Raw genomic sequence first — 23,522 nt, 5'->3', positions numbered from 1 at the left:
GTGAATGCCTTGAAAAAGAACGTCCTTTTAATTGGCACAGGATTAATCGGAGGCTCAATTGCCTTGGCAATAAAAAAAGTTCATGATGTAAATATAATTGGATATGATATAAACGAAAAACAACTTGAAATTGGTAAGAGAATTCAAGTTTTAGATGAAATCTCGGTACAGCTTAAAGACTGTGCCGAGAAGGCTCATCTAATCATTTTTTCTTGTCCTGTAGAGGAGTCAATAAAATATATACATATGTTAAGTGAATATGAACTCAAAGATGATGTCATATTAACTGATGTAGGTAGTACGAAAAGTGAAATTATGAGGCATTCAAAGACTCTTACAGATAAAGGTTATTGCTTTATTGGAGGTCATCCAATGGCAGGCTCCCATAAAACTGGCATCGAGAGTGCAAAAGTTCATTTATTTGAAAATGCATATTTTACTTTGACACCAAGTGAAAATACTAAAAATGATCAAATTGATGAATTAAAAGAATGGCTTAAAGGAACAGGTTCACATTTTGTTGTAATTGATGAAGAAACACATGATCAAATCACCGGAGTGGTAAGCCATTTTCCACACCTCATTGCATCTAATCTTGTAAAGCAAGTTAAAACTTACTCGAAGGACGAGCCTTTAGTAACAGCTTTAGCTGCCGGAGGGTTTAGGGATATTACTAGGATTGCATCAAGCAGCCCAAAAATGTGGACAGATATTGTGATTCAAAATAAGGATACATTGCTTTCATTAATTTCGAATTGGATTGATGATATGAAACAAATGTATCAGCTTGTTGAAAGCCAGGATAAAGAAGATATCTTTCATTATTTCAAGGAATCAAAAGATTTTAGAGACAACATGCCAGCAAAAGCAAATGGCGCCATCCCAAGTTATTTTGATTTGTATGTAGACGTTTTAGATCGAGTCGGTGAGCTTGCTAACATCACGACCATCTTATCGATTCATCAAGTAAGCATTACGAATCTAAGGATCATAGAATCACGTGAAGGGTTACCAGGTGTACTAAGAATAAGTCTTCAAACAGAAAATGACAGAGAGAAAGCTGAAAAATTCCTAAATGTTAATGGTTATGAAACGTACATTGTTTCATAAAAAATTTTAGACTTATTTAAACAAAAAAGCACTTTTTGAGGGTGCTTTTTTTGTTTAAAGAGCGACAACGAGATCAAGTAATTAACTAGTCTGCCAAAGTCTCTCTGACATTTCAAATAAAAATGAATAGTCAGTCTCTTTTATGTACCAATTTTCTGAACTTTATATTATAATTTAGTAGGTTAGGTTTTTAAATCGTTAAACATGGAGGGATATCAATGTCTCAGTTTGAAAAATCATTAGAAAAATATGCTGAACTTGCGGTAAAAAGTGGTGTTAATATCGTATCAGGACAAACATTACAAATAAATGCGCCAATCGGAGCTGCAGAATTCGTTCGTAAAGTTGTAAGATTCGCTTATGAAGCTGGAGCAAAAAATGTAAACATTGATTGGAATGATGATGTAATTACTCGTACTAAATATGAACTAGCTCCTGAAGAAGTTTTTGGAGAATTCCCAGGCTGGAAAGTAACAGCTATGGAAGAATTAGCTGAAAATGGTGGTGCTGTTTTATCAGTAATTTCACCAAATCCAGAATTATTAAAAGGGATCGATCCAAAACGTATTGCAACTTTTAATAAAACAGCTAGCAAAGCACTACATAATTATCGTGAATACATGATGGCTGATAGAATTCGATGGTCAATCGTAGCTATTCCATGTGTTGAATGGGCTGAAAAAGTTTATCCAAATGAACCAATTGATAAAGCGATGGAATTACTTTGGGACTCAGTATTCAAAATTTGCCGAGTAGACAATGAAAATCCAGTTGAAGCTTGGGTTAAACACAACGATTTCTTACAAGAAAAAGTTGTTCAATTAAATGACAAACGTTACAAAACATTACATTACACAGCACCTGGTACTGATTTAAAACTTGATTTAGTAGATAATCATGTATGGAAAGGTGGCGGAGCGAACAGTGAAGATGGAAAATGGTTTAATCCTAATATTCCAACTGAAGAAGTATTCTCTATGCCACATAGCCATGGCGTAAATGGTACTGTTAAAGCAACTTTACCATTAAATTACGGTGGAAATCTAATTGAGAACTTCTCTTTAACATTTAAAGATGGTAAAGTTGTCGATTTTACAGCTGAAAAAGGCTATGATACTTTACAACACTTATTAGATACTGATGAAGGTGCTCGCCGTCTAGGTGAAGTAGCATTAGTACCACATGATTCACCAATTTCAAATACAGGTTTAATTTTCTTCAACACATTATATGATGAAAATGCTTCTTGCCACTTAGCTTTAGGTAAAGCATATCCAAACAATATGAAGGATGGAGAAAAATTACCTTCAGAAGAGCAAGAAAAATTAGGAATCAACCAAAGTTTAACTCACGTTGATTTCATGATCGGATCAGCGGAATTAAATATCGATGGTATTAAAGAAGATGGTACAGTTGAACCAATCATGAGAAATGGTAACTGGGCATTTTAATAGTAAATAAATTAGAAGGGGTGTCTCGAAAGATCTTTTGAGACACCCCTTTATTTTATACTTTTCTTATATTGTTTGAAATTGATCGTTACTTCTTAAAACTGTTATAAAACCATCTAATATGGTATGGCTAACAGAGAATCCCTTACGTTTATAGAAATCTAGAGCGTCTTCATTACCATTTGAAACATAGATAAAATAATCCTCTACATCTTCAAATTGTTTTAGCCAGTTCATTGACATTTTGAATAGTACAGAGCCTACTCCATATTTTCTATATTCTTCTTTAATGTAAAATTGAGATAAACATCCTACATTCTTTTTATGGACTGAAGAAAGGTCAAAAAAAGTTGCAAATTCGCTTACATATACTTCTTTTGGAGAAATATTTGAATAAACATAACCAACGATTTGATCTCCATCTTTCACGATAACAATATAATTATGTATAGCTTTTTTTACTGAAGGAACCATACGTGTATCAAAATTCATACTATCAAATAACTCTGGTTTGATCTTCGCTTTTGACTTCTGAAATGTCATTAATTCATTACATAAATCTCTACATAATCCAATTTGATCCTCGTCAATTACTTCATAAGTTAAATTCATCTTGTCACCCCGCATTAAAAATTGTTTTTAGCTATAAATAAATTTCGTATGATTTAATTTTAATATAAAAATTCATGAAAACAAATGAAATCAGTAGTTGATCTACTTTTGGTATATAATGGAAGTATCATCTAGAATCAATTTCATCATTCTACACATAAAACAAATGGAGGATGAGAAAATGGAAGATCTTAAGTATGAGTTTTATATTGGGGCTAAACCTGAAGAGGTGTGGAACATATTTGTTTCGCCAGAAGGAACTAAAGCTATCTTTTTTGGTTGTATTTTAAAATCAACATTTGAAGTCGGAGCACAGTATGAATATATTGGACCAGGAGAAGCGGGAGAACATACAGTGCATGTTTATGGGAAAATTCTAGCATTTGAACCTCATAAAATGATGAGTTATACAGAACATGCAGGTCCAGTTTACCGTGAAAATCATGCTGAATTAGAAACTAAAATTACACTTACACTTGAAGAGATGGGTGAATGTACAAAATTAACACTAGTTAACGACCAATGGCCAGAAAATCACCCTTCATATGAAAATACAAAATCAACCTGGCCAATGATTTTAAGTAATGTAAAAACATATGCAGAGACCGGTAAAACATTAGATTTTGGTTGATAAAATTGAAAAAATAAAAAACCTCTGGGAACAGAGGTTTTTTTTAGATCTAATTTCTCGGTTCATCTAAAAATATGAAAACCGATATATGCACTACAAATACTAATAATAGTAGATAAAATGATATAAGATAATGCAGTTTTATACTTTTTTGCAACCAGTAATTGAATTGATTCGTATCCAAAAGTAGAAAAGGTTGTAAACCCACCTAATATTCCTACACCAATAAACAGCCACATTGTAGTAGAAAGCGATTTATCGAGGTATAAATGGTTGATAAAACCTAAAATAAACGATCCAAGTATGTTTATAACGAAAGTTCCAAAAGGAAAATTTGTTTTAACTTTTTTATTAACAAAGTTTCCAAGGGCATAGCGAAAAATTGCTCCGATTCCCCCACCTATTCCAACAATAACAATCATGATGAGGTTTCTCCTTTTACTTTATTGAATTTCTCAGCCGCTTTAAAACCAAGATACGCCAAACTTATTCCGATCACTAAACTTGAGATGATATAGACTAGACTTACTAGCAATTTTTTTGCATCCATCAGAGCTACATTTTCAAGTGAAAAAGTAGAGAATGTAGTAAATGCTCCAGTAAATCCAGTTCCGATTAGTAATGTATATTCAGGTTTTAATTTAACTTTAGCCATCGGCAAAAAGAAACCTAAAAAGAAGCATCCAATTATATTAATTAAAAATGTTTGAATTGGAAATCCATTTGAAAGTGGATGGATTGATAGACCTATTAGGTAACGAAGAATTGCTCCAAAAAATCCTCCAATTAGTATCAATAAATAACTCATTATACACCTCATAAATACATTATAAAAACGCCCCTAGGAGCGTTTTTTTTGTTAGTTTACAATAAAAAAAGCAATAATTGAAACTAAGTTATTTAAAAAATGGGCAAAAATTGTAACTTCGATTTTTTTTGTTTTGATATAGATAATACCAAAAATTAAACCAGCTAAAGAATAAGATAGTAATGCATAGATTGAAAAACCAGCAAGCATATGCAATAAACCAAACCCAAATGAACTTACAATTAAACCAATAATCGGCGAGTTTTTAAAAATTGATCCAATAATTAACTTACGTGTAATCCATTCTTCTTTAATTGGTGCAAGAATAACCGCAGATATAATCATAAGGATTGGATTAGTTCGCAATAAGCCTTCCACTGCTTTTTGGTTATCAGGCGTAGCAATTGAATAATTGAAATGTTGAAAAATAACATCAAGAAGCTGTGAGGAAGCCATAAGAACCACATATGCTCCTAAAACGATAACAACGTCAATTACAGTTATATTTATTCGTCTTAAAGTTAGAAGTCCTTTTTTCTTCGTATAATAATAGAGCCATAATAAGCTGAGGACACCAAAAATGGAATCCGAATAAATTGAAACGGTATTTATAAGATTATCAAATTGTTTTTCAGTAAGGTTTATATCCGCAACACTAACAAAAATCATACCCCATATTGAAGCAATCAGGATTAGTAAGTTCAAACCTACAATAAATATTAAAAAATAGTAGGCAAGTGTTTTTAAGGCGGACTTACGTTCATTCGGAATATTTTCTGGAATGATTGTTTTATAGTTTAATTCATTATCCAAATCGGCTCCTCCAATTTTTTGATCTATGTTCATAAACTTTCTTATTTACATTTATATTAACATATCCTATTTTATCTTAAATTTAAAGCTGAAAGAACTAGAAATAGAATAGATGAGTCTAATTCTTTTAAAATCTTTGTTATTTAATATATGAAAGAATGAGTGCATTATATGATAGCTGAAACAGTATTTGAAATTATAAAATAAAAAACAAGGGATGTTAATATACCTTGTTTTCATGCTGTTAAAAAGGAACTTTGTCAATTAATTTTAGCTCTTATAAATAGTTGTGTGCTATGATTTCCACTACAGGGTGCTCGCTTTCCATGGGGCGAGACCTGAGCCTCCTCGGCTCCGCCTGTGGGGTCTCAGCCTTCCCGCTAATCCCATAGGAGTCGATCACCCTTTCGTTCCAATCAACTTCTTAATAAAAAAGAATAATCTTAAAAACAATAGATTAGTCTATTAAACGAATGAATTTCCCTGTATTAATCTAATTGTAAGTGATAGATAACCCACGACTTACAAATCATTATTAATAGTGACCCTCAAAAAAGATATTTTAATTATAACGATGTTAATTATGTTGAATTTTTGCAAGTTTGTTAAAAAAATATACTATCATTCAATTGTCTTTCAGGTAGATACGATAGAAAATCATCATATATAAAAATAATGCAATTTCATCGTAAATTATTTATTGTTCGTATTTTTTATATTGACTACAATATATTTCAACACACTAAAAACAAGGTATGTTAATATACCTTGTTTCTTCAATACTAATTTACTATTCGGGTTTACAGGAATGAAATGGGAGATAGTAAAATTTTTATCTTCTAAGACTTTAAAAATCTGCCCAAATCAATTCAACTGTTCAACCTGGTCTCTAATCATTTCCATTTTATAGTCCAAAGAATTTACTGTTGCGGAAGCTTCATTCAAGCTTTCTATAATTGCTTTTGGGACCTTTTTATTGTATTTATAAAAAATCTTGTGTTCGAGGCTTGCCCAGAAATCCATGGCAACTGTTCTAATTTGGATTTCTACTTTTACTCTCTTCGTTTCAGAAGCAAGGAAAATTGGAATTTCAATAATCATATGAAAGCTTTTATAGCCATTTGGTTTTGGGTTTTTTATATAATCTTTTATTTCTATTATATGAATATCGTCTTGTTGTTTTAATAGTTCATAGATCATATAAATATCACTAATAAATGAACAACTAATACGCACTCCAGCTATATCACTCATATAATTTTCCAAATTATATTGAGTTAGTTCTAAACCTTTTCGCTCAAGTTTTTCTATTATACTGTCAGGTTTTTTCAATCGTGATTTTACGTGTTCGATTGGATTATGATTATGAGTTAAAGTAAATTCTTCATTTAAAATTCTAATTTTAGTATTGATTTCATCTAACGCAAATTTATATATTAAAAGTGTGTTAGTCCATTCACCTAAGCTTTGATCTTTCAACATAGGCAACCTCCTAATGTATATTACATCAGTAATTGTATCAGCTTAATGTGAACTCAGTGTGAAATCTTGGTGAACAGTTAGTGACAAGTAGATTAAGGGATTCTAAGTGTTTTAGGTAAAGGGTAGCAATGGTAGGATCATTAGATAAGGATTAAAGAAGTAGAGAGTACAAGTTATATTAGAAGAATAAACAATTTATAGCAACGACAGAAAGATCATTTAGTGTTTTGTTAGTTTTGGAATAATATGTTATAAATTTATATATATAATTTTAGTTAGGAGTACATTGATGAAACAGAGTTTTTATCGTTTGTTTATAGAGTTAACGAATAATCGCTTTACTTCGGGTCTTTTACGTAGGCTTGCTACTTCTAGATTTAGTAGGGTTTTTATTAATCCTTATATTAAAGCGTTTAATTTAAATATGGATGAAAGTAAAGAGACTGTTTTTCCTACTTTACATGCCTTGTTTACTAGAGAATTAAAGCAAAATGCGAGACCGATTCATGCTGGTGAAAGTGAATTAGCTTGTCCGGTAGATGGTGTGTTAGAGTCTAGTGGGAAAATTGAAATGGATATTAAATTTGTCGTTAAGGGAAAGACATATAGCATTATTGAGATGTTAGGTTCAAAGGAAATGGCAGATAAATATGATGAGGGTTATTATATGGTATTGTATTTAAGTCCTAGCCATTATCATCGTATACATAGCCCGATCGAAGGCGAAATTGTATCACAATTCGAATTAGGTGCTAAATCTTATCCCGTGAATAAAGCAGGATTAACGTATGGTAAAGATCCACTTTCAAAAAATTATCGAGTTATTTCAGAAGTATTATGCTCTGAAAACAATAAACATGTTGCGATGATTAAAGTTGGTGCTATGTTTGTTAACACAATCGTAGTAACCAAAAAAGAAAAGCGTTTGAAAAAAGGTGAAGAAGTAGGGTATTTTTCTTTCGGTTCTACCGTTGTTTTACTTTTTGAAGCTAATAGTTTTTCACCAAATTTGCAACTTCAATCTGGCCAAGCAATCAGAGTTGGTCAAAATCTTGGTAAATTACACTAAGTATGCACTTTTTTTCACGAAATGGGAGCCATCGTATAGAAAGATGGTTCTTTTTCTGTTATTGTAAAGAGTGCTTGTATTTTTATTTCACTTGTATTATTTGCATATATTGAAAATAATAAAAATGTTTAAGATGTTTTTTTTATATAGTAATCTAGACCTCTTCGTTTAATTTCTTTTTCAATTAAATAAATGAAGGCAGGATCAAGCTGTAAACCTAGAGCTTTTTTGTAGGACTCAAGTAACAACTCATCATTTAATTTGTACATATTTTTTGCCCGGTTGGGCATTCACCTCCGAGTGAGAAAAGTTTTTTGAATTTCTTCTTAAACTTAATGTATCAAATTTTTAAAAATAGAACAATCGTTCGTTTATCCACAGAAATAAGTGGATAAGTTGTGGGTAATTTGTTTATATATTCTGAAAAGGTAGGTTCTTGGACTAAGGATAATGTGTATAAGATTTATCCACAGTTAGAATGATTGTAGTTATTTGTCGAACGATTTTAAGAATATATTGAGGTGTAATTATGTTTAATAAATTTTTACCGAGTGAAACTGTTAATAATGTTTATGCAATTACGCCTGAGCATTTAAAAGGCTTAGGAATAAAAGGGATTATTACTGATTTAGATAATACGTTAGTAGAGTGGGACCGACCATTAGCTACTCCAGAGCTAACGAAATGGTTCAAAAGCATGGATGATGCAGGTATTAAAATTACAGTTGTATCGAATAACAATGCGGAGCGTGTTGGAAAGTTTTGTGATCCTTTAGGAATTCCTTTCATTCATCGTGCACGTAAGCCACTCGCTACATCATATAAAAAAGCATATAAACAAATGAATTTAAAACCAAATGAAGTCGTGATGATTGGAGATCAATTGCTTACAGACGTATTTGGTGGTAATCGTCAAGGCATTCATACAATTTTAGTTGTTCCGGTTGCAAGTACAGATGGAATTTGGACAAGATTTAATCGAATGGTAGAACGTAGAATTCTTTCATCCTTAAGGAAGCAAGGATTGTTACAATGGGAGGATAAAAAGTGAGTAATACAGAAGTAAGATGTATTGGTTGTGGAGTTGAAATTCAAACAGAGGATAAGGACAAGCTTGGATATGCACCTCCATCTTCATTAGAAAAAGAAGAGATTATTTGCCAACGTTGTTTCCGTTTAAAAAACTATAATGAGATTCAAGATGTAGAGTTGACTGATTCGGACTTTATTCGTATCTTAAATGGGATAGGTTCTAAGGATTGTCTTGTTATTAAAGTAGTTGATGTTTTTGATTTTTCTGGCAGCTGGTTAAATGGAATTAATCGATTCGTTGGAAACAACAAAATATTATTAGTTGGTAATAAGGCAGATTTAATTCCGAAGTCAGTTAAGAAAAATAAGCTTACGCAATGGATGAGCGGAACGGCAAAACGTTGGGGACTTAAACCTGTAGGTGTTCATTTAATTAGTGCAGTAAAAGGCACTGGTATCGACGAATTAGCTGAAAGTATTGAGAAGTACCGTGAAGGTAAGGATGTATACGTAGTAGGTTGTACAAATGTTGGAAAATCAACATTTATCAATACGATGATTAAACGTTATAGTGAAGAAAATAGTAATATCATTACAACATCGCATTTTCCGGGTACAACGCTTGATATGATTCAAATACCACTTGATGATCAGAGTGATCTAATTGATACACCAGGTATAATTAATCACCATCAAATGGCTCATTTCGTTGATAAAAAAGGTTTAAAGATAATTACACCGAAAAAAGAAATTAAGCCTATGGTTTATCAATTAAATGAAGGACAAACATTATTCTTTGGTGGATTAGCTCGTTTTGATTATTTAGAAGGTGGAAGACGTTCTTTTACTTGTCACTTCTCTAACGAATTATCAATTCATCGTACTAAACAAGAAAATGCTGATGATTTATATGAAAGACAAGCTGGGGAATTATTAGTTCCACCATATGGTGAACAAATAGAGGAGCTTCCAAAATTAGTGAAGCATGAATTTATGATAAAGGATGCTAAAACTGATATAGTTTATTCAGGGTTAGGTTGGATTACAGTGAATGAACCAGGTGCTATAATTGTTGCTTATGTACCAAAAGGTGTAGCTGTTACTCTTCGTAATTCTATTATATAAGAATAAATTGGGGGCTAAAGAGAAATGAAAGACCAATATTATGTAATCGGTCAACCGATTGGTCATTCAATGTCACCAACTATGCATAATGAATGGTTTGGCTCTAATCATATTTCGGGTCAGTATTCTGCAAAAGAAGTTGGGATAACAGAATTAAAATCAGTTATGACAGAATTTCGTTCAACTGTTAAAGGATTTAATGTTACAGCACCACTAAAAGTAGAAATTATGCAGTACTTAGATGAAATTGATCCATTAGCAAAAGCAATTGGGGCAGTTAATACTGTCATCAATAAAAATGGAAAACTTTATGGTAAAAATACTGATGGAATCGGTTATTGTAGAGGCTTATCTTATGTTTTGAAAAATCCGATTGAAGATGAAAAGATTTTAATCATCGGTGCAGGCGGTGCTGCTAGAGCAATTCTTTATAGTTTACTGCACTTAGGTGTTAAGCATATTACAGTCACTAACCGTACGTTAGAAAAAGCAGAAGATCTACTAGATGGTAAGCTGATGAATGAAGTTAATATTATGTCTATTTCAGATGCTGAAGAACATTTAGGTCACTTTTCTCTTATCATTCAAACAACTTCTGTTGGAATGAAGCCAAATGAAAATAGTACGCCATTAGCACTAACGAATTTATCACCAGATGCAATTGTATCGGACCTAATTTATAGCCCATTTAAAACAGTATTCTTAAAAGAAGCTGAAGAAAGAAATGCGACTATACAAAACGGATTACCGATGTTTATTTATCAAGGAGCATTAGCATTTCAAGAGTGGACGGGAATTTTTCCAAATACGATTGATGCATACTCATTATTAGAAAGAAAACTTGGAGGAACAAAATGTTAACAGGTAAACAAAAAAGATTTTTACGTTCGAAAGCTCATCACTTAAACCCTATTTTTCAAGTAGGTAAAGGTGGAGTTAATGAAAATATGGTTAAGCAAATTTCAGAAGCGCTTGAAGTAAGAGAACTTTTAAAAGTAAGTATACTTCAAAATTGTGATGATGATCGTTATGATGTAGCAGATCAGCTAGCTGAAGGTGCAAACGCTGAACTAGTACAAGTAATTGGACATACAATTGTTTTATATAAAGAGTCTGAAGAAAATAAAACAATCGTACTACCTTAATATGGAAAATACCGTTAATTAGAGGAGAAGCGGATTAATGGATAAACAAAAAGCACTTTCACTTGTAAAAGAAAAACTAACGAACGGGCGTTTTACACATACTATTGGTGTGATGGAAACTGCAGTTAGACTAGCCGAAAAGTACGGTGCGGATGTAAAAAAAGCAGAACTAGCTGCAATTTTCCATGATGTCGCAAAGTGCATGCCGATTAAGGACTTAAAATCAATTATGGAAGAAAATAAACTTTCATTAAAGCTTTTAAAGTACAATAAAGAATTATGGCATGCTCCTGTTGGTGCATATCTTACTGAACATGAATATGGAATTGATGATCAAGAGATTTTACAAGCAATCACATATCATACAAGTGGTCATAAAGAGATGAATTTATTAGATAAAGTAATATATGTAGCAGATTATATTGAACCTAACCGTAGTTTTCCAGGTGTAGAGGAAGCTCGTGAATTAGCGGATCAAGATTTAGATCGAGCTTTATTATTTGCATTAAAAAATACAATTACATTTTTGATTGATAAAGAACAAACAGTCTACCCATTAACGGTTAAAACATATAACTCAATATTAAAGCAAGTTAAAAGCCAGGGGGAATAAAAGAATGAATGAAAAAGAATTAATGATGCTAGCTGTAAATGCTGCTGACGATAAAAAAGCCGAGGATTTAGTCGTATTAGATATGAAAGGGATCTCTGCGATTGCAGATTATTTCATTATTTGTCACGGTAATTCAGATAAGCAAGTTCAGGCTATTGCAAGAGAAGTGAAAGATCAAGCTCAACAAAATGGTCTAGATGTTAAACGCTTAGAAGGATTTGACGAAGCTCGTTGGGTTTTAGTAGACATCGGTGACGTTGTTGTTCATATTTTCCATCGTGACGAAAGAAATTATTACAACTTAGAAAAACTTTGGGGAGATGCACCTTCTCTTGATGTTTACGGAGAGCTTCTTTCATGACATACAATCGCTTCGCGTATTTGTATGATCAATTAATGAATGATGTCCCATATGAAAGATGGGTTCAATTTCTAGAAGATGTATTTCAAAAATATGAAATGCTTCAGCCTTCAATTTTAGATATTGGTTGTGGAACAGGTACATTACCCATCTCATTGGCAAAATTGAATTATTCAATTAGCGGGGTTGATTTATCTGAGGAAATGTTAAGTGTCGCAATGGCAAAAGCAGAGCTAGAAAAAGTTAATATCCCTTTTTTTCAACAAAATATGGTGGAATTAGAAGGGTTTAATCAATTAGATTGTGTAACGATTTTCTGTGATTCACTTAATTATTTAGAAACAGAAGATCAAGTAAAACAAACCTTTATTAGAGTAAATGAAAGCTTAAAAGATAATGGTTTATTTTTATTTGATGTCCATTCTCCTTATAAAATTGAAGAAATCTTTGGTGAAGAGACATTCTTTATTGATGATGCAGAGTTAAGCTTAGTCTGGTCTTGTACGCAAGGGGAACATCCATTAAGCGTTGAACATGATTTAGTTTTCTTTATGAAAGAAGAAAATCGTGATTTATATGAACGCTTCGAAGAGTATCACAATCAAAGAACATTTCCAATAAATACGTATACATCATTGTTAAATCAAACTGGATTTGAAGTGAAAGAAATCATAGCAGATTTCGATGAAGCTGTAGATGATACTTCTGAACGAATCTTTTTTATAGCAATGAAAAAATAAAAAACCCTTTTAAGAAAATTCCTTTTCTTAAAGGGTTTTTTTACTTTATTAGTCGTACAAAATTGTATTTTATATTTTTGTTACGAATGGAGTAAAGCGGTATAATCATTTTTAAGTTAATCAAAATTGTTCCTTTACTCGCTCAATTTCCTTATCAAACTTATCATGTGTTTTTTCAAAAATTTCTTCGAATAAATCTCCTACTCGTGCTTCTAATACTTTAATACCTTCACCAGTTATTCCACCTTTTACACATACCTTTTCTTGAAGTGTTTCAAGCGTAAAATGTTTTTGTTCAATTAGTTTTCCAAAACCAATAATCATTTCTTCTGCTAAAATCGTTGCCTGCTCTTTTGATATTGAGGTTTGACAAACAGCCGCATCGATAAATTTTTGCAGCAAGTAACTAAAAAATGCGGGTCCACAGCTTGCGATGTCTGATGAAACTCTTGTGATGTCTTCTGTAATCATGACTGGCTTAGATATGTTTGAAAAAAGTTCGATTATTTGTTCCTTACTTTTGGCCGTACACCTCTTCCCGAAATTGACTAAAGTTACACCACTCAAAGCTTGATTCGTAATACTTGGAATAACTCGTGCAACTTGACATGGTAATATCGCCTCTAATTGTTCAACATTAATCGGACTAGTGATCGAGATAACACAATGCTTTTTAGTGAAATGTTTTTGTAAAGATGATAATAGTGGTTGAATTTCTAAAGGTTTTACACACACTAATACAATTTCTGAAGCCGTAATTACTTCTTTGGCTGTCTCAACAACATTTAAATCAGGATATATATTTTTTAGCTCATAAGCTTTATACATTGAACGGTTTGTAACAGTTAATTCGGAGGGCTTCACGGCATTTGATTTTATAAATCCATTGAGCAAAATGGTGCCCATATTTCCTGTACCTATGATTCCTACGTTCATGAGTACATCCCTTCCTTTGCATACATTCTCTCCTACACTATATGAAGCAAGGTAGAAAATAATGATATAAGTTAAAATGGAGGACTAATAATGAAAAAGTTAATTCATAATAAATTAGTTTGGATTTGCCTCGTAATTGTCGGTATTTTAGTCGTGAATTTTTATCAAACTGAGCGTAAAAATGAAGTAGTTTTTGCAAAGCAATCACTTGAAGAAGAAATAGTAAAAAAGAACGATGAGCAGAAAAAAGAAGTTAGTAAGCCAGTGAATTCGAAAGTATTTATGGTTGATGTAAAAGGTGCAATACAAAAACCAGGTGTAATCCGATGTAACGAAGGAGAACGTGTTTTTGACGTGATTAGATTGGCGGGAGGATTTAAAGAAAAAGCTGATGTTAATAAAGTTAATTTAGCTGAAAAAATAATTGACGAGATGGTCATTTATGTACCGTTTGTTGGTGAAGAAACCGATCAAACTCTAATTACTAAAAAGGAAGAAGAAACTAAACAAAATGATACGATTGATATAAACCATGCATCACAGTCAGAATTGGAAAAAATTCCAGGTGTTGGTCCAGCAAAAGCTAAAAATATTTTAGATTATATTGATATAAACGGACCATTTACTTCAGTAGAACAATTAGAATCTGTAAATGTAATCGGAAAAAAATCCCTTGAAAAAATGACTCAGTATATTGTCATTCGCTAAATTAAATTAATATGAGTATTTATCTGGCTTATATTATTTTTGTACAAATACTAACAATTGTCTTTTTTAACAGTTTTAATTTATTCTTTATATTAATATTACTCATTTTAATGATTTTTTTAGTTGGAAAGAAAAAATGGCTCCTTTTATTGATTTGTATTATTTCGCTAAGTATTACGTCTAGTATATGTTACCTACAAAACAATAATATGAATTCCCCTAAACCAAAGCCCTCAGCAAATGTTCGTGGTGAAATCACTTCTACTCCAATAATAGATGGTAATAAGGTTTCGTTTACATATAAACTCCAAAATCAAGAAATCTTACTAAATAGTTTTGCTAATACAAAAGAACAATTAAAAGTTTTTCAAAAAAGAAAAATAGGTGAAATATGTGAAGTGAAAGGTGAGGTTGAATTGCCTTTAGAAAGCTCGAACCCATACTTATTTAATTATAAGAAGTATTTATTAAATCAAGGGATTCACTGGATTATTACTACTAATCCAGATGAATTAGGGGATTGTAAAAATGGAAAACGAACCATCATTCAATCAATAAATTATAGTCGACATGCCTTAACTAAATATGTAGAGGTTAATTTTAATTCTAATACAGAAGGTTATATTAATGCTCTACTATTTGGGGAACGTTCAAAAATGAATGCAATAACAGAATCTCAATATCAAATAGTTGGAATTGTGCATTTACTTGCGATTAGTGGTTCGCATATTAGTTTATTAAGTCTTGGCATCTATTTTTTATTAATTAGATTTGGTGTAACAAAGGAAAGCAGCTTATTTATAACAATTTTGTGTATTATGTCCTACGGCTTTCTAGCAGGTGCTTCAGCATCAGTTGTCAGGGCAGTTATTATTGGTGTTCTAGTTTGCTTCTACAAGTTAGCAAAAATGAAAGTTGACATTACTTCATTATTATTCACTTCTTGTATAATCATGTTATTTGCAAAACCAAATTATATTGATGATATTGGATTTCAATTTTCCTTTGTAACGAGTTTTGTATTAATTTTAACTTCTGAACAAATTTTAAATTACAAATCTTGGTATGCAAGGGCTCTATTTACATCGAGTATTACCCAATTAGTATCAATCCCTATATTACTTTTTAATTTTCACGAATTATCACCATACAGTATAATAATTAACTTACTTTTCATTCCTTATATTAGTTTTATTATAATGCCACTATGTATTTTTTGTTTTGGTTTAAGTTTTATTAATTTAGAAATTAGCGAAATGTTAACATTACTATTATCATTCTTTATTAACATGTCAGATAAATTATTAAGTATTTGCATGCAATTACCGTTTATTAAGTTGATTTTTATACATCCTTCAAAAGGAATTCTGATTATATATATCGTGCTAATATTTTTAATTTTATACTTTATGGAAACACAGAAAGAGAAGAAATTATTGATGAATTGCCTGATTGGATTTTTTATTCTTATTTTCGGGCATTTGTTATATCCCTTTCTTAATCCTGTTGGCAAGATTATGTTTATAGATGTAGGTCAGGGTGACTGTATACTTATAAAATTACCTTTTAATAAAGGGAATTATGTAATTGATACTGGAGGAAAGTTAACTGGAAAAGAAGAAACATGGATGAAGCGTAAAAAACCATTTTCAACTGGCAATGATTTATTGATCCCGATATTAAAAGGAGAAGGTATTAGTAAAATAGATAAATTAATATTTACACATGGTGATATTGATCATATTGGAGGTGGAAAAGAGGTACTACAGTCATTTAATGTAAAACAATTAATCGTAGGTGACAAGACAAAATTTACTTCAGCAGAAAAAGAAAGAATGAATATAGCCATAAAAAAAGGAGTCGAGATTAAAAAAATAAGCGAAGGTATGAGTTGGAAAATCAGTGCAGATTATTTTGAAGTGATTTCGCCAATTAAAGACTATGAAGGTGAGGAAAACCAAGGGTCAATTGTTTTAAAGGCAGCAATAGGCGGGAAGAGTTGGATGTTTTCTGGTGATTTAGATGAAAATGGAGAAAATCGATTGATCTCTAAATATCCTGATTTAAAGTCAGATGTTTTGAAAATAGGGCATCATGGGAGTAAAACATCTACTTCCGAAAAATTTATTAAAGCAGTTATGCCTAAAATTGGCATTATTTCAGTTGGAGAAAAAAATCGATATGGTCATCCGACAAAAGAAGTAATTGATCGATTAAAAAAGTACAATGTTAAAATCTTACGTACTGATGAATTTGGGGCAATAACTTATGAATTTAAAAGTGGACAAGGTACCATATATACATTTAAAGCATATCGTAAAACAAATAACAGAAACCAAGAAGGAAATTAAAAAGACTGCCGAGGCAGTCCAGTCATTTGATTCTATGTATTATCGCGTAACATACTCCACAATTGTTGCGATGATAAATAGAGTAGCGAAGAAACCAAATGAAACAGCAAAGCCAACGCCAGAATCTGTTGAATCATTACGTTTGCTTTGAACATTTTTTTCAAAAGTATTCACAAATAACCCCTCCTAATTCAATTTTAGTATAAATCAATATAACTAAAAAATCCATAGTATGTTTGTTTAGTTATACCGTTTTAAATGAAGAAACCGGGTCTTTATTTAAAACGTTAATATAAATTAGAGATTAGTATTTACTAATCTCTTCCTTCTCATGTAGGACATGTTATACTATACTAAGAAAATTAGTGTAGAGGTGCAAAACATGATTAATGATTTACATAAAAAATTGAAAAAGAATGTGTCTCCAATGTATTTATTGGTAGGTACTGAAGATTTTTTACTTCAAGAAGCAGAAAACTTAATCGTGAAAGCAGCTTTACAAGGAGAAATTGATGATTTTAACTATCAAACATATGATTTAAAAGAGTCTTATTTAAGTGAAGCTCTTGAGGATGCACAAACACCGTCCTTTTTCGGTGGAAACAAAGTCATCATCATAAAATCATGTTTGTTTTTAACAGCTCAAAAAGAAAAAATTGTACAAGATATAGAACCACTATTTGATTATATTGAAAATCCTGCACCTTTTACTACTGTTGTTTTTGTTGCTCCTTTTGAAAAATTGGATGAGCGGAAAAAAGTAACAAAAGCGATAAAAAAACAAGTAGAGCTAGTTGAATGTCATCCTGTTGAAACGAGTAATTTAGACGGCTGGATTAAAGAGCAGTTTGCTGGGAATGTAACGATAACGAAAGAAGCAATTGATCAATTAAAATTACTCGTTGGAAATAATTTATCAATTCTAAAACTTGAATGTGAGAAGCTACAATTGTTTATCGGGAATGAAGGAGAAGTGGATGCTGATCTAGTAGAGATGATGGTAGCAAAAACCATTGAACAAAACGTTTTTTCTCTTATAGAAAAAACAGCAGTAAGACAGACAACTGAGGCACTTAAAATCCTTCATGAATTATTATTTATAGGTGAAGAACCGATAAAAATAGTTTCATTATTAGCTAGTCAGTTTAGATTATTGTACGGAATAAAACAATTATCTAGTAGTGGATATTCAAATAATCAAATTGCCTCTTCAGTAGGTGTATCACCAGGAAGAGTGTTTTATGGACAAAAGCAAGCGAATAACTTTCAAACAAGTGAATTGAAAGAAGCAATACGATTAATTGCTGAAGTTGATTACAAAATGAAGACTGGTCAAGGAGATAAGGTAATGATCCTTGAAATGTTGATTCTTCAATTAAATAAAAAATAGTAAGAAATCCAGTTCTTGAATGAGTATTATAATTAAATAACAAATCAAACGGCAGTCCGATAGCGTTAAATGGACTGCCATTTTTGTGTTATAAAAAGAATACGAAATTCAGTCTACAACTTTTACAATTTGTTATAATGTAGTAATTGTTAATATTTACCAAGAAGTAGTATTTGGGGGATGGGTGTATGAAGGAAATTCCTAAAGAAATAAACGTTGTATTAGATACATACTTTCATTATTTAGATGTAAAGTTACCCAATTTAATTCATTCTTTTTATCTTTATGGATCGATTACTTTAGGTGCTTTTAAGAATGGATTTAGTGATATCGATTTTATTGCTGTTGTTAAGCGCAAAGTATCAGATGACGATTTAATTATACTGAAAGAAATTCATAAAGATGTACATAGGAAGTTTCCTAATTCAATTTTGGATGGGTGGTATATTCTTAATGAAGATATCGAGTCCTTAAACGAAGAAGGAAATTTATGTATTCGCTTCAATGATGGGAAGTTTCAAGGATTACATAAATTTAAAATCAACTCCATAGATGCTTTTCAATTAAAAAAATACGGAATAGCTGTAAGAGGGCTAAATATTGATCATGTAGATATTTCGGTAAACTGGGATACAATACAAACTAATATGAGAGATAATCTTAATTCATATTGGCTTAGCTGGTTAAAAAACAGTAAGAAGTTCCCTACAGTTAAATACTTAAGTTTATTTGTAAGTTTAAGAAGTATTGAATGGGGAATTTTGGGAGTTTCTCGACTTTATTACACATTTAAAGAAAAAGATATTACATCGAAAGTAGGAGCAGGTGAATATGTTTTAGAGGCGGTACCCAAAAGGTGGCATAAGATTATTAAGGAATCAATGAGATTACGAACCGATAATAAAAAATCATATTACAAATCTATTTTTACAAGAAGAAAAGATGCAATTGACTATATGGAGTTTATGATTAAAGAATGTAATAAACTTATTCGATAAGGTATAACATACTATCGATTACAAAATTTAAAAAAACGTCTAGCTGTAATTTTATTGCACGAAAAAATGGTGTCTCAGATGAGACACCATTTAATTCATTACGCGTTCATAGCGTTAACTTTTTTAGCTAAACGAGACTTTTGACGTGAAGCAGCGTTTTTGTGGATTAGATTGCTGTTAACAGCTTTATCTAATTTTTTAGAAGCAGTTAATAAAGCTTCTTGCGCTTTTTCAGTTTCGTTATTAGTAACTAAAGCTTCAACATTTTTCACTGCAGTACGCATTTCTGATTTTAGAGATGCGTTGTGAGCACGATGAGCTTCAGCTGTTTTTACACGTTTAATAGCTGATTTAATATTTGGCATACCTTTCACCTCCCGAATGCAGTCGAGAAATTTGCCTCGAATACAAATAGAACAAAACTTATTTTATCAAAACAAGTCCCATTTGGCAATAGAATTCATAAAGCTATTTTCGCCTTTTCAAAAGAAAAATAAACAACTCGTTTAGAATTGGTAACATCTAGCTAAACTAGTTAAGAAGAGAATTGTTAAATTTTGATGAGTATTGTGGAGGCTAGATAAATGAGTGAGTTAGATTTAAGTCAATATAGTGTTCGAACAGATTTAGCAGTAGAGGCAAAAGAGATGCTCGAGGAGCGTGAACAATCTAAGGAAGAAATTACCGGCGTAATCGTTAAAGAACGTGAAGAAGATGGTGTAAGTATTTCTCATGTTCATATTAAAGAATCGGCATCTGAAAGAATTGGTAAAAAGCCAGGGAATTATTTAACACTTCAAGTTCAAGGTATTCGTGAACAAGATACTGAACTTCAAGAAAAGGTTGAAAAAGTTTTTGCAAACGAGTTTTCTGCATTCCTAAAAAATTTAGGCATTACTGAAGACCAAACTTGTTTAGTAGTCGGATTAGGAAATTGGAATGTGACGCCTGATGCACTTGGTCCAATGGTTGTTGAAAATTTAGTTGTTACGAAGCATCTTTTTGAATTACAGCCTGAGAGTGTACAAGATGGTTATCGTCCAGTTTGTGCTCTATCCCCTGGTGTAATGGGGATAACTGGTATTGAAACGAGCGATATTATTTCAGGTGTCATTGATAAAGTAAAACCAGATTTTGTCATTGCGATCGATGCACTTGCAGCTAGGTCCATTGAGCGAGTTAATACAACAATCCAAATTACAGATAATGGTATTCATCCGGGTTCTGGAATAGGAAATAAACGTAAAGAGTTAAGCAAAGAAACACTGGGTATTCCAGTAATTGCTATAGGCGTTCCAACTGTTGTTGATGCTGTTGCTATTACAAGTGATACAATTGACTTCATTTTAAAACATTTTGGACGAGAAATAAAAGAGGGAGACAAGCCTGCTAAAGCGTTAATCCCTTCAGGAATGGCATTTGGAGAAAAGAAAAAGTATACCGATGAAGATATGCCTAATGAAAAGGAACGAATGGCATTTATGGGGATTGTAGGAACACTTGAAGAGAATGAAAAACGAAAATTAATTCATGAGGTACTATCACCACTCGGTCATAACTTAATGGTTACACCAAAAGAAGTGGATACATTTATTGAAGATATGGCAAATATTATTGCTGGCGGTATGAACGCAGCTCTGCATTCTAAAATTAATCAAGACAATATTGGCTCATATACTCATTAATATTTAAAGTGAGGAGAAACAAATGAAATATATGGTTCGGTATTTTACGCTAATCATTATTTTTTCGATAACAATCATTACTTGTATGCAAGTTGCGAAAGACGGAATAAGTAAAGTTACTTCGACTGATTACTATCATGTAGACGATGTAGTAAAAATCTCAAAAGAAGATGGGAAAGCTGGTCCAGTACTTTTTGGAAAAGATTACACGAAAGAAGGACTAGCAATTAGAGAAGATCATTTAGAAAGATTAGGGGCATTTAATTATTTTACAGTTGTTGGTAAAGGACTATCCCATTTTGTTACGTATGTAACTGAAAAAGGGGTTAAGATTGTTGAAAAAATTCCTTCTATTATTGATAGCTTTAATTAGACCTTCTAAACTTCATTCGACATATACTGCTAATAGAGATTGAATATTTCCCTATTTTTTTGATATAATCAAAACTATCTATGCTGTCGAGAAATTTAGGAGTGATGAAATGAATAAAGAGTCAAGATCAGAAAGACAAAAGAGAATTAGAAACTTTTCAATCATCGCACACATTGACCATGGAAAATCTACATTAGCAGATAGAATTCTTGAGAAAACAAATGCATTAACTCAGCGTGAGATGAAGTCTCAGCTATTAGACTCAATGGATTTAGAGCGTGAACGTGGAATTACCATTAAATTAAATGCTGTGCAGTTACAATATAAAGCTAAAAATGGAGAAGAATATATTCTTCATTTAATTGATACACCTGGACATGTCGACTTCACTTATGAAGTTTCACGTAGTTTAGCAGCTTGTGAAGGCGCAATTCTTGTAGTTGATGCTGCACAAGGTATCGAAGCACAAACATTGGCGAACGTATATTTAGCTTTAGACAATGATTTAGAAATCTTACCAGTTATTAATAAGATTGACTTACCGAGTGCAGAGCCTGAACGTGTAAGACAAGAAGTTGAAGAAGTAATTGGATTAGATGCATCTGAAGCGGTATTAGCATCTGCTAAAGCAGGAATCGGAATAGAAGAAATTCTAGAGCAAATCGTAGAAAAAGTACCTGCTCCAACAGGCGATCCAGATGCGCCTTTAAAAGCACTTATTTTTGATTCATTATTCGATCCATACCGTGGTGTTGTAGCTTATATTCGTATCGTAGAAGGTACTGTAAAAGTTGGGCAAAAAATTAGAATGATGGCTACAGGTAAAGAATTCGAAGTAGTTGAAGCTGGAGTGTTTACTCCTCGTACAACACAACGAGATGAATTAACTGTAGGTGACGTAGGTTTCTTAACAGCTTCTATTAAAAATGTTGGAGATACTCGCGTTGGTGATACAATTACCCTTGCGGAGAATCCAGCAACTGAGCCACTACCAGGTTATCGTAAATTAAATCCAATGGTATTCTGTGGATTATATCCAATTGATACTTCTAAATATAATGATTTACGTGATGCACTTGAAAAGCTTCAATTAAATGATGCTGCTTTACAATTTGAAGCAGAAACTTCACAAGCTTTAGGATTTGGTTTCCGTTGTGGATTCTTAGGATTATTACACATGGAAATCATTCAAGAGCGTATTGAACGTGAATTCAAAATTGATTTAATTACAACAGCACCAAGTGTTATTTATAATGTTTACACAACAAAAGATGAAATGATTATCGTTGATAACCCTGCTCATATGCCAGACCCTCAATCAATTGATCGAGTAGAAGAGCCTTATGTAAAAGCAAAAATCATGGTTCCAAATGACTTTGTTGGAGCAATCATGGAGCTTTGCCAAAAGAAACGCGGAAACTTTATCGATATGCAATATTTAGATGCGAACCGCGTAACGTTAACTTACGAAATTCCATTATCTGAAATTGTTTATGATTTCTTTGACCAATTAAAATCAAGTACAAAAGGTTATGCATCATTTGATTATGAATTAATTGGCTACAAAGTTTCTAAACTTGTGAAAATGGATATTTTATTAAACGGTGAACAAGTAGATGCTCTATCATTTATCGTTCATAGAGACGCTGCTTATGATCGTGGGAAAATTATCGTTGAAAAATTAAAAGAACTTATTCCAAGACAACAGTTCGAAGTACCAGTTCAAGCGGCAATCGGACAAAAAATCGTTGCTCGTTCAACAATTAAGTCAATGGGTAAAAACGTTTTAGCAAAATGTTACGGTGGGGATATCTCTCGTAAACGTAAGCTATTAGATAAGCAAAAAGAAGGTAAAAAGCGAATGAAAGCTGTTGGATCTGTAGAGGTTCCACAAGAGGCATTCATGGCTGTTTTACGTATGGATGATTAATAATCAATAGGAATTCATCGATTATAGAATTGATGATTATCTAGAGATGCCACCGTAATTTATTTGCGGTGGCATTTATAAATTTTAGATTGATAATTTTTTACTCAAATTGTTATTAATAAAAAGTAAGATGTAAATAATGATAAATAATAGTAAAGC

Annotated in this window: 27 protein-coding genes; 18 read left to right on the top strand and 9 right to left on the bottom strand. The window is 31.9% G+C overall.

Annotation, left to right across the window (positions count from 1 at the left end):
• Positions 1 to 9: 9 nt before the first annotated feature.
• Entirely contained in the window at positions 10 to 1,110 is a 1,101-nt protein-coding gene (locus BED47_RS20130; RefSeq protein WP_069035120.1) for a prephenate dehydrogenase, read from the top strand.
• A 218-nt stretch (positions 1,111 to 1,328) separates the two neighbouring features.
• Positions 1,329 to 2,561 carry an aminopeptidase gene (locus tag BED47_RS20125; RefSeq protein ID WP_069035119.1) on the top strand — a complete coding sequence of 411 codons (1,233 nt, stop codon included), beginning with the start codon at positions 1,329 to 1,331 and terminating at the stop codon, positions 2,559 to 2,561.
• Positions 2,562 to 2,627: 66 nt separating this feature from the next.
• Here the strand turns inward: BED47_RS20125 and BED47_RS20120 are convergent, their stop codons facing one another.
• A complete protein-coding gene (locus BED47_RS20120) occupies positions 2,628 to 3,173 on the bottom strand; it encodes a GNAT family N-acetyltransferase (RefSeq protein ID WP_069035118.1) in 546 nt (181 codons plus the stop codon).
• 181 nt (positions 3,174 to 3,354) lie between these two features.
• Between BED47_RS20120 and BED47_RS20115 the strand changes: the two genes are divergently transcribed.
• Positions 3,355 to 3,804: an SRPBCC family protein gene (locus BED47_RS20115; protein WP_069035117.1), complete on the top strand. Its 450-nt coding sequence runs from the start codon at positions 3,355 to 3,357 to the stop codon at positions 3,802 to 3,804.
• A gap of 62 nt (positions 3,805 to 3,866) precedes the next feature.
• Here BED47_RS20115 and crcB (BED47_RS20110) read toward each other — a convergent pair whose 3' ends face one another.
• The 4 genes from crcB (BED47_RS20110) to BED47_RS20095 all read right to left on the bottom strand — a co-directional run bounded on the left by crcB (BED47_RS20110) (position 3,867) and on the right by BED47_RS20095 (position 6,907).
• Positions 3,867 to 4,226 (bottom strand): fluoride efflux transporter CrcB, encoded by a 360-nt coding sequence (gene crcB, locus BED47_RS20110; RefSeq protein ID WP_069035116.1) that lies wholly within the window; start codon positions 4,224 to 4,226, stop codon positions 3,867 to 3,869.
• Entirely contained in the window at positions 4,223 to 4,612 is a 390-nt protein-coding gene (crcB, locus tag BED47_RS20105) for a fluoride efflux transporter CrcB (RefSeq protein ID WP_069035115.1), read from the bottom strand. The genes crcB (BED47_RS20110) and crcB (BED47_RS20105) overlap by 4 nt, the downstream gene beginning before the upstream one ends.
• Positions 4,613 to 4,663: 51 nt before the next feature.
• A complete protein-coding gene (locus BED47_RS20100) occupies positions 4,664 to 5,425 on the bottom strand; it encodes a CPBP family intramembrane glutamic endopeptidase (RefSeq protein WP_069035114.1) in 762 nt (253 codons plus the stop codon).
• Between the two features lie 864 nt (positions 5,426 to 6,289).
• The gene (locus tag BED47_RS20095) at positions 6,290 to 6,907 is read right to left on the bottom strand and encodes a GTP pyrophosphokinase (protein ID WP_069035113.1); all 618 of its coding nucleotides are present in this window, start codon (positions 6,905 to 6,907) and stop codon (positions 6,290 to 6,292) included.
• 289 nt (positions 6,908 to 7,196) lie between these two features.
• Here BED47_RS20095 and BED47_RS20090 point away from each other — a divergent pair, with 289 nt between their 5' ends.
• Positions 7,197 to 7,976: a phosphatidylserine decarboxylase gene (locus BED47_RS20090; RefSeq protein ID WP_069035112.1), complete on the top strand. Its 780-nt coding sequence runs from the start codon at positions 7,197 to 7,199 to the stop codon at positions 7,974 to 7,976.
• A gap of 128 nt (positions 7,977 to 8,104) precedes the next feature.
• Here BED47_RS20090 and BED47_RS20085 read toward each other — a convergent pair whose 3' ends face one another.
• Positions 8,105 to 8,266, bottom strand: coding sequence for a sporulation histidine kinase inhibitor Sda (locus BED47_RS20085; RefSeq protein ID WP_407920533.1), 162 nt, complete (start codon positions 8,264 to 8,266; stop codon positions 8,105 to 8,107).
• A 239-nt stretch (positions 8,267 to 8,505) separates the two neighbouring features.
• On the opposite strand from BED47_RS20085, the gene BED47_RS20080 reads away from it, so the two are divergent.
• The 7 genes from BED47_RS20080 to BED47_RS20050 are packed head-to-tail and all read left to right on the top strand — an operon-like array spanning position 8,506 to position 12,992.
• Positions 8,506 to 9,027, top strand: coding sequence for a YqeG family HAD IIIA-type phosphatase (locus BED47_RS20080; protein ID WP_069035111.1), 522 nt, complete (start codon positions 8,506 to 8,508; stop codon positions 9,025 to 9,027).
• Positions 9,024 to 10,133: a ribosome biogenesis GTPase YqeH gene (gene yqeH, locus BED47_RS20075; RefSeq protein WP_069035110.1), complete on the top strand. Its 1,110-nt coding sequence runs from the start codon at positions 9,024 to 9,026 to the stop codon at positions 10,131 to 10,133. Before BED47_RS20080 ends, yqeH begins: the two co-directional genes overlap by 4 nt.
• 24 nt (positions 10,134 to 10,157) lie before the next feature.
• Positions 10,158 to 10,994: a shikimate dehydrogenase gene (gene aroE / locus BED47_RS20070; RefSeq protein WP_069035109.1), complete on the top strand. Its 837-nt coding sequence runs from the start codon at positions 10,158 to 10,160 to the stop codon at positions 10,992 to 10,994.
• Entirely contained in the window at positions 10,988 to 11,278 is a 291-nt protein-coding gene (gene yhbY, locus BED47_RS20065) for a ribosome assembly RNA-binding protein YhbY (protein ID WP_069035108.1), read from the top strand. Before aroE ends, yhbY begins: the two co-directional genes overlap by 7 nt.
• 37 nt (positions 11,279 to 11,315) lie before the next feature.
• Positions 11,316 to 11,891 (top strand): bis(5'-nucleosyl)-tetraphosphatase (symmetrical) YqeK, encoded by a 576-nt coding sequence (gene yqeK, locus BED47_RS20060; protein ID WP_069035107.1) that lies wholly within the window; start codon positions 11,316 to 11,318, stop codon positions 11,889 to 11,891.
• A 4-nt stretch (positions 11,892 to 11,895) separates the two neighbouring features.
• Entirely contained in the window at positions 11,896 to 12,252 is a 357-nt protein-coding gene (rsfS, locus tag BED47_RS20055; protein WP_069035106.1) for a ribosome silencing factor, read from the top strand.
• On the top strand, positions 12,249 to 12,992 hold the full coding sequence (locus BED47_RS20050; protein ID WP_069035105.1) for a class I SAM-dependent DNA methyltransferase: 744 nt from the start codon (positions 12,249 to 12,251) through the stop codon (positions 12,990 to 12,992). Before rsfS ends, BED47_RS20050 begins: the two co-directional genes overlap by 4 nt.
• Before the next feature lie 120 nt (positions 12,993 to 13,112).
• On the opposite strand, the gene comER is transcribed toward BED47_RS20050, so the two are convergent.
• Positions 13,113 to 13,928: a late competence protein ComER gene (comER, locus tag BED47_RS20045; protein ID WP_069035104.1), complete on the bottom strand. Its 816-nt coding sequence runs from the start codon at positions 13,926 to 13,928 to the stop codon at positions 13,113 to 13,115.
• 90 nt (positions 13,929 to 14,018) lie between these two features.
• On the opposite strand from comER, the gene BED47_RS20040 reads away from it, so the two are divergent.
• Both BED47_RS20040 and BED47_RS20035 read left to right on the top strand, forming a co-directional pair.
• A complete protein-coding gene (locus BED47_RS20040) occupies positions 14,019 to 14,636 on the top strand; it encodes a ComEA family DNA-binding protein (RefSeq protein WP_069035103.1) in 618 nt (205 codons plus the stop codon).
• 11 nt (positions 14,637 to 14,647) lie between these two features.
• Positions 14,648 to 16,987 carry a DNA internalization-related competence protein ComEC/Rec2 gene (locus tag BED47_RS20035; protein ID WP_069035102.1) on the top strand — a complete coding sequence of 780 codons (2,340 nt, stop codon included), beginning with the start codon at positions 14,648 to 14,650 and terminating at the stop codon, positions 16,985 to 16,987.
• Between the two features lie 39 nt (positions 16,988 to 17,026).
• On the opposite strand, the gene BED47_RS20030 is transcribed toward BED47_RS20035, so the two are convergent.
• On the bottom strand, positions 17,027 to 17,161 hold the full coding sequence (locus tag BED47_RS20030; RefSeq protein WP_069035101.1) for a YqzM family protein: 135 nt from the start codon (positions 17,159 to 17,161) through the stop codon (positions 17,027 to 17,029).
• Positions 17,162 to 17,369: 208 nt separating this feature from the next.
• Here BED47_RS20030 and holA point away from each other — a divergent pair, with 208 nt between their 5' ends.
• Both holA and BED47_RS20020 read left to right on the top strand, forming a co-directional pair.
• Complete coding sequence (gene holA / locus BED47_RS20025; RefSeq protein WP_175403530.1) at positions 17,370 to 18,377, top strand: DNA polymerase III subunit delta; 1,008 nt, start codon at positions 17,370 to 17,372, stop codon at positions 18,375 to 18,377.
• 188 nt (positions 18,378 to 18,565) lie between these two features.
• Positions 18,566 to 19,375, top strand: coding sequence for an aminoglycoside adenylyltransferase domain-containing protein (locus BED47_RS20020; RefSeq protein ID WP_069035100.1), 810 nt, complete (start codon positions 18,566 to 18,568; stop codon positions 19,373 to 19,375).
• A gap of 98 nt (positions 19,376 to 19,473) precedes the next feature.
• Here BED47_RS20020 and rpsT read toward each other — a convergent pair whose 3' ends face one another.
• Entirely contained in the window at positions 19,474 to 19,740 is a 267-nt protein-coding gene (gene rpsT, locus BED47_RS20015; RefSeq protein ID WP_069035099.1) for a 30S ribosomal protein S20, read from the bottom strand.
• A gap of 219 nt (positions 19,741 to 19,959) precedes the next feature.
• Here rpsT and gpr point away from each other — a divergent pair, with 219 nt between their 5' ends.
• From gpr to lepA, 3 genes are all read left to right on the top strand, one after another.
• A complete protein-coding gene (gene gpr, locus BED47_RS20010; protein ID WP_069035098.1) occupies positions 19,960 to 21,060 on the top strand; it encodes a GPR endopeptidase in 1,101 nt (366 codons plus the stop codon).
• Positions 21,061 to 21,082: 22 nt separating this feature from the next.
• Entirely contained in the window at positions 21,083 to 21,433 is a 351-nt protein-coding gene (locus tag BED47_RS20005) for a hypothetical protein (RefSeq protein WP_069035097.1), read from the top strand.
• A gap of 109 nt (positions 21,434 to 21,542) precedes the next feature.
• Positions 21,543 to 23,363, top strand: coding sequence for a translation elongation factor 4 (gene lepA / locus BED47_RS20000; RefSeq protein ID WP_069035096.1), 1,821 nt, complete (start codon positions 21,543 to 21,545; stop codon positions 23,361 to 23,363).
• Positions 23,364 to 23,522: the final 159 nt, after the last annotated feature.

Origin of the sequence: Gottfriedia luciferensis (assembly GCF_001712755.1) — a bacterium.
Lineage (GTDB): Bacteria > Bacillota > Bacilli > Bacillales > Bacillaceae_G > Gottfriedia > Gottfriedia luciferensis_B.
The sequence above is the reverse complement of the archived record's forward strand: the minus strand, read 5'-3'. Positions and strand labels throughout refer to the sequence as shown.